Raw genomic sequence first — 12,363 nt, 5'->3', positions numbered from 1 at the left:
TTTCCCCGTTGAGCGAGATTCCTTGAGAATTATCTCGCCGGCTGGACGGAAAGCAACCGGCCAGCCAGCGATCATTTGCCGGCCAGAATATCCCTGATCAGCCGCTGGCAGCGCTCGGCCATGAAATCGAGCAGCAGCCGCACCTTCGGATCCTGCAGCTTCTTGTGCGGGTAGACGGCGGCGAACTGCACCGGCGTCGGCGGCGTATTGCTCAGGATCACCTTCAGCCGCTGGTCGCGGATAAACGGCTCGACCTCGAAGCGCGGCTTGTTGATGATACCGCGGCCGGACAGCGCCCAGCCGGTCAGCACGTCGCCATCATCAGTATCGTAGGGGCCGTGCACCTCGAACTTTTGCGGCCCATTCGGCGTCTGCAGCGTCCAGACATATTCGCGCGCGCCGGAATAGCGCAGCATCAGGCAATCGTGTTTCTTGCCGATCAACTCCTGCGGCTCGGTCGGCTCGCCGCGCACGTCCAGATATTGCGGAGCCGCTACCAGCACGCGTTCGCAGTCCATGATGCCGCGCATCCTGAGGCTGGAATCCTCGATGATGCCCAGCCGGAACGCAACGTCGATGCCTTCCTTCATGATATCGACATTGTGATCGGAAAGCCGGAGCCGCACCTCGATATCTGGGTACCTGTCGTGGAAATCCGGGATTCCGGATGCTACCAGCCGCCGCCCGAGGCCGAGCGGCGCTGTCACCTTTATGGTGCCGCGCGGCTGGCCGGATAGCGCGCTGACCGCCGCTTCCGCCTCGGTGACCGCCTCCAGCACCTGCTTGGCGCCAGAGTAGAACACCGTGCCGTGCTCGGTCGGCATCAATTGTCGCGTCGTGCGGTTGAACAGCCTGACGCCCAGGTGCTTCTCGAGCTCCTTGATCCGGTTAGAGGCGACCGCGGGCGAAATGCGCATGTCGCGCCCAGCCGCCGACAAATTGCCGAGCTCGACGACGCGGACGAAAACGGCGATGTTGTCGAGATAGGCCATGCGGCTTCCGTGGCTCTCATGTGGCTGCGTATGATCAGCCTAGTATTTTCCAATTTTTTTTGAAAGTCATCGTGCAGCTCGGCCCTTTCCGTTTGCGCTCCAGTCCGTAAAGTCAGTGGATCGGCAGGGACGATTTTTTCATGATGGATTTCGCGATTTTTTGGGATTGGCTGAGTTTCGCCGTGCGCTGGCTGCACGTCGTCACCGGTATCGCCTGGATTGGATCGTCCTTTTATTTCGTCGCGCTCGATCTCGGGCTGCGCCAGCGTCCGGGCATGCCTGCCGGAGCCTTCGGCGAGGAATGGCAGGTGCATGGCGGCGGCTTTTACCATGTGCAGAAATATCTGGTGGCGCCGGCTGAGATGCCCGAGCATCTGACCTGGTTCAAGTGGGAATCCTACGCCACCTGGCTGTCGGGCTTCGCCATGCTGTGCGTCGTCTACTATGCCGGGGCGGACCTGTTCCTGATCGATCCGAATGTCCTTGCCATGTCGGTGCCTACAGGCATCTTGCTGTCGCTGGCGACCATCGGCGTCGGCTGGGTGGTCTACGATCTCTTGTGCCGTTCGCCGCTCGGCAACAGCGACACCGGCCTGATGCTGGTGCTGTATGGGGTGCTGGTATTCATGGCCTGGGGACTGACCCACCTGTTCACCGGCCGCGCCGCCTTCCTGCATCTCGGCGCCATTACCGCGACTATCATGTCGGCCAACGTTTTCATGGTCATCATCCCCAACCAGAAGATCGTCGTCGTCGACCTGATCGCCGGCCGTAAGCCTGATCCGAAATACGGCAAGATCGCCAAGCAGCGCTCGCTGCACAACAATTACCTGACGCTGCCGGTTTTGTTCCTGATGCTGTCGAACCATTATCCGCTGGCGTTCGGGACAGAGTTCAACTGGGTCATCGCCTCGCTGGTGTTCATCATCGGCGTGCTGATCCGGCACTATTTCAACACCAGGCATGCGCGCAAAGGCAATCCTACCTGGACCTGGCTGGCGGCCGCCGTCCTGTTCGTCGTCATCATCTGGCTGTCGACGGCACCGAAGCTGCTGACCGGCGAGGTCAAAACGTCCTCGGCGGCACAGGTCTACGTTGCCTCGGCGCATTTCCCTGCCGTGCGCGATACGGTGCTTGGCCGCTGTTCGATGTGCCATGCGGCGGAGCCGTCCTACGCGGGCATTTACCACGCACCGAAGGGCGTGATGCTCGACACCGATGCCGGCATCGCCGAGCACGCCGGCGAGATCTACCTGCAGGCCGGACGCAGCCACGCCATGCCGCCCGCCAACGTCACCCAGATCACCGACAAGGAACGGGCACTGCTGGTAGCCTGGTTCGAAGGCGCGGGGAAATAGCATGACCAGCACGCTCCTGCGCGGCCGCACGCTGTCGTTTTTGCGCTGGCCAGAAACTATCGACGACCATTCCGCCTGGCGCTACGAGCAAGATGGCGGCCTGCTGATGCGCGACGGAAGGATCGTTGCCGCTGGCGCCTATACCGAGGTCGAGAAAAAGGCGGGCGAGGGAACAAAAAAAATCGACCACAGGCCACATCTGCTGCTGCCCGGGTTCATCGATGCGCATGCACATTTTCCGCAGATGCAGGTCATCGCTTCCTTCGGCGCCGAACTGCTCGACTGGCTGAACACCTACACTTTTCCGGAAGAGACCAAATTCCAGAACGCCCAGCATGGCCGCCGTATCGCCAGGCTGTTCCTGGATGAAGTGTTGCGCCACGGCACCACGACAGTGGCGGCCTATTGCTCGGTACACAAGGAATCTGCCGAAGCGTTCTTTGCCGAGTCGCACGACCGCAACATGCTCAACATCGCCGGCAAGGTGATGATGGACCGCAACGCGCCGGACGGCGTGCTCGACACGCCGCAATCGGGCTATGACGACAGCAAGGCGTTGATCGATGAGTGGCACGGCAAGGGGCGCCAGCACTATGCCATCACGCCGCGCTTCGCCATCACCTCGTCGCCCGAGCAATTGGAGATGGCGGGCGCGCTCTGCCGCGAATATCCTGATCTGCACATGCAGACGCATCTGTCGGAAAACCACGCCGAGATCGCCTTCACGCAGCAATTGTACCCGCAGACGCGGGACTACACCGACATCTACGAACACTATGGGCTGCTCGGGCGCAGAAGCCTGTTCGGCCATTGCATCCACCTGTCGGAACGCGAGGCGGATGTGCTTTCGGATAGCGGCTCGGTGGCGGTGTTCTGCCCGACCTCCAACCTGTTTCTCGGCTCGGGCCTGTTCGATTATCAGCGCTATAGCCGCCGCGAGAAGCCGCTTCGCATCGCCGCCGCCACCGATGTCGGCGGTGGCACCAACTATTCGATGCTGCGCACCATGGACGAGGGCTACAAGGTGATCGCGCTGAACGGCGAGAAGCTCAATCCGTTCCAGTCCTTCTGGCAGCTGACCCGCGGCAATGCCGAGGCGCTGTCGCTTGCGGAAAAGATCGGCACCCTGGAGGAAGGCAGCGACGCCGATATCATCGTGCTCGACGCCCGCGCCACGCCGGCGATGCGGCTGCGGGTGGAGACGGCGGACACGCTCGCCGAGGAATTGTTTCTGCTGCAGACGCTCGGCGATGACCGCGCCGTGCGCGAGGTCTATGTCGCCGGCCGGGCGGCCAAGGCGGATATAGCGGTTTAGCCGTCGTATGCGGCCGGCTTGACCGGGCGGCAGCCATCCGCCAAAGCAACAGGCGAGATCGACAGGGGAACGACATGGCCGTTGCGGACGACATCGCTCTGATCAAGAAACAGGAAGCCACGCTTGTCTTTTCGGCCTTCGACGAAGCCGTCGCTTTCGAGATCGGCTCGGCGATGCGCGACCGGGCTCAAAAGGAAAACCTGCCAATCATCGTCGATATCAGAACTTTCGACCGGCCGCTGTTCTATGCGGCAATGCCCGGCTCGAACGCCTCCAATCCGGACTGGGCGCGGCGCAAGATCAACGTCGTGCGGCGGTTCCTGAAAAGCACCTACCGCATTGTGCTGGAGCAGCAGCGCCCCGACCGCAGCTTCAAGCCCGGCGAAGGGCTGGACGTTGCCGACTATGTGCTGGCCGGTGGCGGCTTTCCCATCACTGTCAAGGGCGCTGGCGTCATCGGCGTGATCGCCGTCTCCGGTCTACCGGAGCGCGAGGACCACGGAGTGGTCGTCGATACGCTGTGTAGCTACTTGGGCGTCGATAGCCAGGAGTTGGTCCTGCCGCCGGAAGCAACATCGTGACGTTGGCGCTGCCCCTCATCCGCCTGCCGGCACCTTCTCCCCGCGTAGTGACGGGGACAAGGGAAACGCTCCAACGCTGGCGATCCCCTCTTGCCGTCTCTCTGCGGGGAGAGGGTAACGGTGAGGGGCAGCGCAAACGCCGCAGAAGCTCGCACAGCGTCCGTGGTACCTCAGTATGACCGCGCTCGATCCCAAGTCCTTTCTCATTTCGATCTTCAACGCCGCCGTTGCCGCCGCGGATCCCCAGAGGACGATCAAGGATCATTTGCCGGCAAGGCCGAAGGGCCGGACCATCGTCATCGGTGCAGGAAAAGGCTCGGCGCAGATGGCGGCGGCTTTCGAGAAAGTGTGGGACCGGCCGATCGAAGGGCTGGTCGTCACCCGCTACGGCTATGGCGCGGCCTGCCGGCGCATCGAGATCATCGAGGCGGCGCATCCGGTGCCGGATGGCGCGGGGCTCGAAGCTTCCCGGCGGCTGCTCGAAAAGATCCAGGGACTGACTGCGGACGACCTCGTCGTGGCGCTCATTTCGGGCGGCGGCTCGGCGCTGCTGCCGTCACCTGCCGAAGGTCTGACGCTGGCCGATGAGATCGCCGTCAACGAGGCGCTGCTCGCCTCCAGCGCGCCGATCGCCGCGATGAACACCATCCGCAAACACCTTTCCACGATCAAGGGCGGCAGGCTGGCAGCCGCTGCCTATCCAGCCAAGGTGGTGTCGCTGGTGGTCTCCGACATTCCGGGCGATAATCCGGCGCTGGTCGCTTCCGGCCCGACTGTTCCCGATTCCGGCAGCCGCGAAGATGCATTAGCGTCGATCGCCGCCTATGACATGAAACTACCGGCTTCAGTGATGGCGCACATCAATTCGCCGGCCGCCGATGCACCGCGCGTCGATGATCCGCGTTTTTCGCGCAACGAGGTACATCTGATCGCCTCGGCCGGCGTATCGCTGGAAGCGGCTGCGGCCGAAGCCAGGTACCAAGGTATCGAAGCGGTCATTCTCTCCGATTCCATCGAGGGCGAGGCGCGTGAGGTCGGCGGCGTCCACGCTGCAATCGCGCGCGAAGTGGCGACGCGCAACCGGCCATTCGCAAAACCGGTGCTGATCCTGTCGGGCGGCGAGACGACCGTGACCTTGCGCGCGAAAGGCAAAGGCGGCCGCAACTCGGAATTCCTGCTCGCCTTCGCCATTGGGATCAGCGGCCTGGCGGGCGTCCACGCACTGGCCGCCGACACCGACGGCATAGACGGTTCGGAAGACAATGCCGGCGCCTTCGCCGACGGCTCGACAGTGTCGCGGATGCATAAGGCGGGCATCGATGCCAAGGCCATGCTTGCCGGCAACAACGCCTGGACGGCATTCAATGCCGTAGATGACCTTTTCGTACCCGGTCCGACCGGCACAAACGTCAACGATCTCAGGGCGATATTGATCAAATAGCTCAGGCGGCCATCAGCTTTTTCACCGCTCTCATATCCTGCAGGAACCGGTCGCGTTCTGCCTGCCTGTCCGCCGGCTCGCGAATGCGCAGGATGAAGGACGGGTGGATGGTGACGAAGACACGCAAGCCATCGTCACGCTCCACGACGGCCCCGCGCATCTTCATGATCGGCACCACCTTGCCGAGCAGCGCCTGCGCCGCCGTTGCGCCGAGCGCCACCGCCAGATTGGGCTTGATCAGATCGATTTCCTTGTCGAGCCACCAGCGACAAGCCTGCACCTCGCCGGCGTTCGGCTTGGAGTGGATGCGCCGCTTGCCGCGCGGCTCGAACTTGAAATGCTTGACTGCGTTGGTGACGTAGACTTTCAGCCGATCGACGCCGGCATCGTCCAGGATCGCGTCGAACACCTTGCCCGCCGGACCGACGAAGGGCTTGCCCGCCAGGTCCTCCTGGTCGCCCGGCTGTTCGCCGACGAAGATCACCTTGGCTTTATCAGGGCCTTCACCGAACACGGTCTGCGTGGCGTCGTGCCATAGCGGACAGCGGCGGCAGATCTTGGCCGTTTCACGCAGTTCAGGAATCGTCCTGGCGTCGATTTCTGTCGTTTCCGGAGACTTGCTTGCAGGCAAGCGTCTTGCCTGCACTTTGGCATGGTGCGGCGTCGGGGTTGTCTGCATCCTGGCGATCATGACTAAGGCGGCCTTGCTCGCTCCTGCAATCAATCAGACACGCAATGAGCAAAGCCCGCCGAAGGTTCCGCTGAAATTATTCCGCATGGGCTTCACCGGCGGATGGCCGACGATGTGATGCCCTACACCTCGTGCAGATAGAGGTGATAATCCAGTTCGCTGACCGTGCGCGCCACGCGCAGATATTCCGACTGCTTGATCGCCACGAACGTCCGGTGCAGGTCTTCGCCCAATGCGCCCTTGAGGAAGGTCGACGCCCTTGCCGCCTCGATCGCGGCACGCCAGTCGACCGGCATCGTCGTGCGCGTGACGGCTGATTCGTAGCCATTGCCGGTGGTTTCGGGACCGGGATCGAGGCCTTCGTCGAGGCCTTTGACGACACCGGCCAGCACCGTTGCCGCCACCAGGTAAGGATTCGCGTCGACGCCCGATGGCCGGTGCTCGATGCGGCGGTTCCTGGCATCGCCGGCCGGCACACGCAGTGCCACCGAACGGTTGTTGACGCCCCAGGTCGGCGCCACCGGCGCATAGGATTGCGAGACGAAGCGCCGCCATGAATTGGCGTGCGGCGCGAAGACCAGCATCGATTCCGCCATCGTCTGGATCAGTCCGCCGAGGCCGCGCAGCAGCGGCAGCGACCAGCTTTCGCCGCCGGTTTCGGCAAAGACATTCTTGCCGGCATCGTCTAGCAGCGAGACGTGAAAATGCATGCCCGAGCCGGCATATTTCTCGATCGGCTTGGCCATGAAGCAAGCGGTGACACCATGACGGCGCGCCTGCGCCCGCACCAGTCGCTTGAGCATGACGAGATCGTCGGCCGCCCGCATCACATCCTTGCGGTAGTTGAGCGTCAGCTCGTACTGGCCGGGCGCATATTCCGAGATGACCGTCTCGGCCGGGATGCCTTGCACCTTGGCTGCGGCGTAGATGTCGGAAAACAGCGGCTCCATGCCGTGCAGATGGTCGACGGAATAGACCTCAGTCTTGGCCGAGCGGCGTCCGTCAAGCACCGCGTGCGCCGGCTGCACCTTGCCTTCGGCGTCGCGCTCGTTGGCGAGCAGGAAGAATTCGAGCTCGAAGGCGCCGGCCGGATGCAGGCCCTGGGCCGCGAGGATGTCTACCTGGCGGGCGAGTGCCAGCCGCGGGTCGGACGACATCGGCTGGCCATCGAGATGGTACATCGCCATCAGCACCTGACCGCGCGGCGGCTGGGTGCCGAACAGCGGCACCAGTGTGCCGGGGATCGGCCACGCCCGCAGGTCGCCGTCGCCCGTCGTCCAGATCAGCCCGGTCTCGTGAACATCCTCGCCGGTGATGTCGAGGCCGAGGATCGAGATCGGCATGTGCCGGCCCCCCTCGAAGATGCTCATCAACTCATGCCGGCGCACGATCTTGCCGCGCCCGACGCCATTGGCGTCGGTCAGCACGATGTCGAACGCTTCGATCTCGGGATGAGCGTCGAGAAAGGCCTGCGCCTCGGCGGGCGTCGAGCCCGAAGGGGATGCCGTGACCAGGTTCAAACTTTGCTTGGGCGCTTGTTTCATGCCGCAAGCTTGTCTCACGCCGTAAGCTTTGCCGCAACCGCGCCGAAGGCAGTGATCAGCCGGTTCACCTGGGCGGCGCTGGTCGCAGGAGAGATCAGCATCATGTTGTGGAAGGGTGCGATCAGCACGCCGCGATTGACCAGCGCGACATGGATTGCCGCCTCGATCTCCGGCACGTGCGCAGCCTCCGCTTCGCCGCCGTTCCTCAGCGGGCCCGGCGCGCAGATGAACTCGACACGGGCACCGACGCGAGCAACATGCCAGGGCAGACGATAGCGATCGATGACGGCGGTCAGCCCGGCGTCGAGCCGCCGCGCCAGATTGTCCATATGGCTGTAGTTCTCGTCGGTCATGACGTATTCGAGCGTGGCGCGCATCGCTGCGAATTGCAGCGGATTGGCCGACAGCGTTGTCCCCATGCCGGAGTAGCCGGGCTCTTTCCGGCTGATATAAGCGGCATAGCGGGCCGCAACGTCTTCGCTCATGCCCCAGACGCTCGCCGGTACGCCGCCGGCAATCGGCTTGCCTAGCACGAACAGGTCCGGCTCCAGCCCGTATTTGCTTGTATAGCCGCCGGGACCGGTCGAGATTGTATGCGTCTCGTCGATTAGAAGCAGCGTGCCGGTCGCACGGGTGAGACGCCGCAAGCCATCATGAAAGCCGGCTTCGGGCAGCACCATGCAGGAATTGGTCAGCACCGGCTCGGCGATGACGCAGGCGACATCGTTGCCCCGGAGTGCCGCGTCGAGCGCCGGCAGATCGTTGAACTCGACGACATCAGTCGCCCGCGTCAGGTCGCGGAACTCGCCGGCCAGTCCCGGTCGATTCACCGCTTTCCCGGCGACCAGCCGCACCATCGTCTCGTCGACCGAGCCATGATAGCAGCCGTTGAAGACCAGTATCTTCTCCCGGCCGGTAACGGCGCGGGCAACCCGCAGCGCGAAGCGGTTGGCGTCGGTCGCCGTCGTCGCGATCTGCCAGAACGGCAAGCCGAAACGCTGCTGCAGCAGCGGCCCGATGGCGAGCGCGTTCTCGGCAGGCAGCATGTAGGTCAGGCCGCGTCCGGCCTGCCTGCGGATGGCGCGTGCGACCGGCGGCGGCGAATGACCGAACATCGTACCGGTGTCGCCAAGGCAGAAATCGTCGAGCCGGTTGCCGTCGATATCTCTGATGATGGCGCCCCTGGCACTATCGACAAGGATCGGGAACGGCGTCGGCCAGTCGTTCATCCAATGCATCGGCACGCCGCCGAAGAAGCCGGGCAGGCCATTGCCGATTTTCGCCATCGATTTCGGCCGCGCCCGGCAGAAGACTTCTGCCTCGGTCGCGCGCAACTCGGCGATCCGGGCCGGGCCGATGCCGCCGATGGAAGTCTTTGCATGGTTCATGACGTTCATGGCGGCCCTCTCAGTCGCACATTAGACAATCGGCGGCCGCTACCGCAATTGGCCGGGCGGCTGCCCTGTGTTGGGTCAGCGGTCATTTGAATGAAAACAGGCGCTTGACCGCGAGCCGCCTTCGGGCGCCAATGGTACTTCGGCTGGAGGGCATAAGATGGTGCGGGCGACCGTCTGCGCAACAACGCTGCTGTCGTCGGTTGGTGCGGCTCTGGCGTCCGGCGGCATCTGGTGTTCCGCCGAGGATGCAGCCGTCAAATTTCAGATCGGTGCCGGGGTCACCAGAGGCATGGGCGGGCCGACCTTCAATTTTAGCGGCGAGCTCGAGATTCTGGGCAGGCCGGCTGCCGACAGTCTGCGCAAGACGGTGTTCGAGGATCAGAACCTCACGCAATATTGGCTCGACAACAAGGAATTGCGGCTGCTCGTCTACCACGAACGGCAGGTCGAAAACGCCTACGGCTACGTCGAACTGGCGATCCTGACCAAGGCCAGCGACGAAGGCGTCTATGACGGCCGCTATTTGCTCTCAATCTATGATGGAACGGCCGAGGCCGAAAAGGACGGCAAGCAGGCTGAATTGACCGGCAAAGTATCTTGCGGAGCCGAGTAAGTAACAGGCTACGCCGAAATATCGATGACGCCGCAGTCGCCAGCAGCGCTGCCAAAGGCGACGCGGCGCTCTTCCTTGTCCCACATCATCGAAGTGACGGCGCCCTTGCCGGGCCGGCGCAACAGCACTTCCTTGGCGTCGGCGAAGCGCACCGCCATCACCATCCCGTCATCATAGCCGATAGCAACGACGTCCTGGCTCGGGTGACAGGCGACGGAGGTGACCATCGCATTGCCGCGCGTGCCGAGTTCCAGCGGCGCCTTGCCCATCGGCCCGTCCTTGCCCGAAAACGGCCAGACGATCGCCGCCGGTGCGCCGGAACTCGCCAGCCATTTGCCCTTGGCGCTCCACGACAGGCTTTTCACCTTGCCGGGGTAGCCGGACATGCGCATGTGCTTGCCGTCGGCGAGCTTCCAGCCATGCAGCGCGTTTTCCTGCATGGAGGTGACGACGAAGCCGCCGTCCGGCGAGAAGGTGATGCCGGTGTGGGCGCCGGCCCATTCGAGCTCGACCGGCTTGCCGTCGGCAGCCGGGAAGTGCAGCGTCGCGCCATTGTAGCGGGCAACGCCGAAGCGCATGCCTTTGGGCGAGAAGGCCAGCCCCTCGACCGAGCGCGGATGCGAGAATTCCCTGGTCTTGCCGTCGGCAAAACGCACATAGGCAATCTTGCCCGAAGCATAGGCAACAGCGCCTTGCGGCCCGGCGGCGACGCTGGTTATCCATTTTTTGCCTGCGGTCGCCAATTCCGTTGTATTGCCGCCTGGGGTCACGGCAAAGATCCTGCCGTCCTCACCACCGGTGATCAGTCGGTCGTTTGCCGCATCATGGAAGGCGGCGAGCATTCCGTCATTGGCCTGCACCGTCTTGTGGCCGTGGTCGAGCCGATGGATTGTGCCGTCGGCCAGCGCAAAATGCGGCACGTCGCCGAGAAACACGGCGGCGAGGCAGTGGCCTTCGAGATCGAGCGGGGCGACTGTCGGCATGAGAGATCATTCCGTTCGAGATTTCTGCTTGTCATCTAACCCCGCCGGGCTGTCGGCGAGGCTCCGCCTTCTCCCCTTGTGGGAGAAGGTGGATTGGCGCGCAGCGCCAAGACGGATGAGGGGTGCTGGACGGAGTGCCGTCCTTGCCAAGCTGGAACACCCCTCATCCGACCGAGCTTTCGCTCGGCCACCTTCTCCCACAAGGGGAGAAGGAGAGAAGGGGCAGCGCTAGCGCTATAAAGTCCGGAAATCAAGCGGCCTGGCAGGCCTCGAAGCTTGTCTTCAGTCGCTCGGCGTCGAGTTCGCGGCCGATGAACACCAGCCGGCTCTCGTGCTTCTCGTCGTCCCTCCAGGCGCGCTGGTGGTCGCCCTCGATGATCATGTGCACACCCTGGATGACATAGCGCTCGTCATCGCCTTTCAGCGCAATGATCCCTTTCAGCCGCAGGATGTTCGGGCCTTCCATTTGGGTGACCTTCTCGATCCACGGGAAGAACTTTTTCGGGTCCATCTCGCCGCCGCGCAGCGACACCGACTGCACAGTCACGTCATGGATGTCGGAAGGGTGCGCATGATGATGCCCGTCATGATCGTGGTGATCATGGCCGTCGTGATCATGGTGATGGTGGTCATGATCATGATCATGATGGTCGTGATCGTCATGCGCCTCGAGGAAGTGCGGATCATTCTCCAGCGCCCGGGACAGGTCGAACGCACCGCGATCGAGCACCTCGGACAGCGCCACGCTGGCGCGTGTGGTGCGATGGATTCGTGCCGCCGGGTTTATGGCGCGGATCGTCGCCTCCACCTTGCTCAGCTCTTCGGGGGTGACCAGATCGGTCTTGTTGAGCACGACGACATCGGCAAAGGCGATCTGGTCCTCGGCCTCGCGGGAATCCTTGAGGCGCAGCGGCAAGTGCTTGGCGTCGACCAGCGCCACCACCGCATCGAGCCTGGTCTTCGAACGCACGTCGTCGTCCATGAAGAAGGTCTGCGCCACCGGCACGGGATCGGCGAGGCCTGTGGTCTCAACCACTATGGCGTCGAAGCGGCCAGGCCTGCGCATCAGGCCTTCGACGACGCGGATCAGGTCGCCGCGCACGGTGCAGCAGACGCAGCCATTGTTCATCTCGTAGATTTCCTCGTCGGATTCCACGATCAGCTCGTTGTCGATGCCGATCTCGCCGAATTCATTGACGATGACGGCGTAGCGCTTGCCATGGTTTTCCGAAAGGATGCGGTTGAGCAGTGTCGTCTTGCCGGCGCCGAGATAGCCGGTGAGGACGGTTACGGGGATCTGCGTCTGTGCGTCGCTCATATTGTGCCTCGAATAGGGATTGTCGGCTCCATATAGGATGTGTGCTCGGCTTTTGCACGAGGCAAACCGGTGGGCCAAAGAGGGGCTGGTATTGCCGAACTTTCCTCACATTGCCGAACTTTCATTGGCG

12 protein-coding genes are annotated in these 12,363 nt (G+C 63.2%); 6 read left to right on the top strand and 6 right to left on the bottom strand.

Annotation, left to right across the window (positions count from 1 at the left end; all coding sequences use genetic code 11):
* Positions 1-71: 71 nt before the first annotated feature.
* Entirely contained in the window at positions 72-992 is a 921-nt protein-coding gene (locus tag NKH41_RS01710) for a LysR family transcriptional regulator (RefSeq protein WP_352452229.1), read from the bottom strand.
* 140 nt (positions 993-1,132) lie between these two features.
* Here NKH41_RS01710 and NKH41_RS01705 point away from each other — a divergent pair, with 140 nt between their 5' ends.
* The 4 genes from NKH41_RS01705 to NKH41_RS01690 all read left to right on the top strand — a co-directional run bounded on the left by NKH41_RS01705 (position 1,133) and on the right by NKH41_RS01690 (position 5,687).
* Positions 1,133-2,350, top strand: a complete 1,218-nt coding sequence (locus NKH41_RS01705; RefSeq protein ID WP_352768985.1) for a urate hydroxylase PuuD — start codon at positions 1,133-1,135, stop codon at positions 2,348-2,350.
* Between the two features lies 1 nt (position 2,351).
* Entirely contained in the window at positions 2,352-3,665 is a 1,314-nt protein-coding gene (gene guaD, locus NKH41_RS01700) for a guanine deaminase (RefSeq protein ID WP_352768987.1), read from the top strand.
* Between the two features lie 74 nt (positions 3,666-3,739).
* On the top strand, positions 3,740-4,246 hold the full coding sequence (locus NKH41_RS01695; RefSeq protein ID WP_352768989.1) for a heme-degrading domain-containing protein: 507 nt from the start codon (positions 3,740-3,742) through the stop codon (positions 4,244-4,246).
* A gap of 175 nt (positions 4,247-4,421) precedes the next feature.
* On the top strand, positions 4,422-5,687 hold the full coding sequence (locus NKH41_RS01690; RefSeq protein WP_352469865.1) for a glycerate kinase type-2 family protein: 1,266 nt from the start codon (positions 4,422-4,424) through the stop codon (positions 5,685-5,687).
* Between the two features lies 1 nt (position 5,688).
* Here NKH41_RS01690 and NKH41_RS01685 read toward each other — a convergent pair whose 3' ends face one another.
* Positions 5,689-6,366 carry a UdgX family uracil-DNA binding protein gene (locus NKH41_RS01685; protein ID WP_352768992.1) on the bottom strand — a complete coding sequence of 226 codons (678 nt, stop codon included), beginning with the start codon at positions 6,364-6,366 and terminating at the stop codon, positions 5,689-5,691.
* Here NKH41_RS01685 and NKH41_RS01680 point away from each other — a divergent pair.
* Entirely contained in the window at positions 6,305-6,496 is a 192-nt protein-coding gene (locus NKH41_RS01680) for a hypothetical protein (protein ID WP_352769264.1), read from the top strand. The two genes, NKH41_RS01685 and NKH41_RS01680, sit on opposite strands and share 62 nt — an antisense overlap.
* A gap of 4 nt (positions 6,497-6,500) precedes the next feature.
* Here the strand turns inward: NKH41_RS01680 and NKH41_RS01675 are convergent, their stop codons facing one another.
* Both NKH41_RS01675 and NKH41_RS01670 read right to left on the bottom strand, forming a co-directional pair.
* On the bottom strand, positions 6,501-7,922 hold the full coding sequence (locus NKH41_RS01675) for a glutamine synthetase family protein (RefSeq protein ID WP_352469866.1): 1,422 nt from the start codon (positions 7,920-7,922) through the stop codon (positions 6,501-6,503).
* Between the two features lie 14 nt (positions 7,923-7,936).
* Entirely contained in the window at positions 7,937-9,319 is a 1,383-nt protein-coding gene (locus NKH41_RS01670) for an aspartate aminotransferase family protein (RefSeq protein ID WP_352768994.1), read from the bottom strand.
* A 157-nt stretch (positions 9,320-9,476) separates the two neighbouring features.
* Here NKH41_RS01670 and NKH41_RS01665 point away from each other — a divergent pair, with 157 nt between their 5' ends.
* On the top strand, positions 9,477-9,932 hold the full coding sequence (locus NKH41_RS01665) for a hypothetical protein (protein ID WP_352540367.1): 456 nt from the start codon (positions 9,477-9,479) through the stop codon (positions 9,930-9,932).
* Between the two features lie 8 nt (positions 9,933-9,940).
* Here the strand turns inward: NKH41_RS01665 and NKH41_RS01660 are convergent, their stop codons facing one another.
* Both NKH41_RS01660 and NKH41_RS01655 read right to left on the bottom strand, forming a co-directional pair.
* Positions 9,941-10,915 carry a WD40 repeat domain-containing protein gene (locus NKH41_RS01660; RefSeq protein ID WP_352540368.1) on the bottom strand — a complete coding sequence of 325 codons (975 nt, stop codon included), beginning with the start codon at positions 10,913-10,915 and terminating at the stop codon, positions 9,941-9,943.
* Positions 10,916-11,165: 250 nt separating this feature from the next.
* The gene (locus NKH41_RS01655; RefSeq protein WP_352768997.1) at positions 11,166-12,233 is read right to left on the bottom strand and encodes a CobW family GTP-binding protein; all 1,068 of its coding nucleotides are present in this window, start codon (positions 12,231-12,233) and stop codon (positions 11,166-11,168) included.
* Positions 12,234-12,363: the final 130 nt, after the last annotated feature.

This window comes from Mesorhizobium sp. M1169, assembly GCF_040318345.1.
Taxonomy (GTDB): domain Bacteria; phylum Pseudomonadota; class Alphaproteobacteria; order Rhizobiales; family Rhizobiaceae; genus Mesorhizobium.
The sequence above is the reverse complement of the archived record's forward strand: the minus strand, read 5'-3'. Positions and strand labels throughout refer to the sequence as shown.

Coding starts and splice junctions, on each gene's coding strand:
- NKH41_RS01710 (WP_352452229.1), bottom strand. CDS start 992: ATGGCCTATCTCGACAACATCGCCGTTTTCGTCCGCGTCGTCGAGCTC.
- NKH41_RS01705 (WP_352768985.1), top strand. CDS start 1,133: ATGATGGATTTCGCGATTTTTTGGGATTGGCTGAGTTTCGCCGTGCGC.
- guaD (WP_352768987.1), top strand. CDS start 2,352: ATGACCAGCACGCTCCTGCGCGGCCGCACGCTGTCGTTTTTGCGCTGG.
- NKH41_RS01695 (WP_352768989.1), top strand. CDS start 3,740: ATGGCCGTTGCGGACGACATCGCTCTGATCAAGAAACAGGAAGCCACG.
- NKH41_RS01690 (WP_352469865.1), top strand. CDS start 4,422: ATGACCGCGCTCGATCCCAAGTCCTTTCTCATTTCGATCTTCAACGCC.
- NKH41_RS01685 (WP_352768992.1), bottom strand. CDS start 6,366: ATGCAGACAACCCCGACGCCGCACCATGCCAAAGTGCAGGCAAGACGC.
- NKH41_RS01675 (WP_352469866.1), bottom strand. CDS start 7,922: ATGAAACAAGCGCCCAAGCAAAGTTTGAACCTGGTCACGGCATCCCCT.
- NKH41_RS01670 (WP_352768994.1), bottom strand. CDS start 9,319: ATGAACGTCATGAACCATGCAAAGACTTCCATCGGCGGCATCGGCCCG.
- NKH41_RS01665 (WP_352540367.1), top strand. CDS start 9,477: ATGGTGCGGGCGACCGTCTGCGCAACAACGCTGCTGTCGTCGGTTGGT.
- NKH41_RS01660 (WP_352540368.1), bottom strand. CDS start 10,915: ATGCCGACAGTCGCCCCGCTCGATCTCGAAGGCCACTGCCTCGCCGCC.
- NKH41_RS01655 (WP_352768997.1), bottom strand. CDS start 12,233: ATGAGCGACGCACAGACGCAGATCCCCGTAACCGTCCTCACCGGCTAT.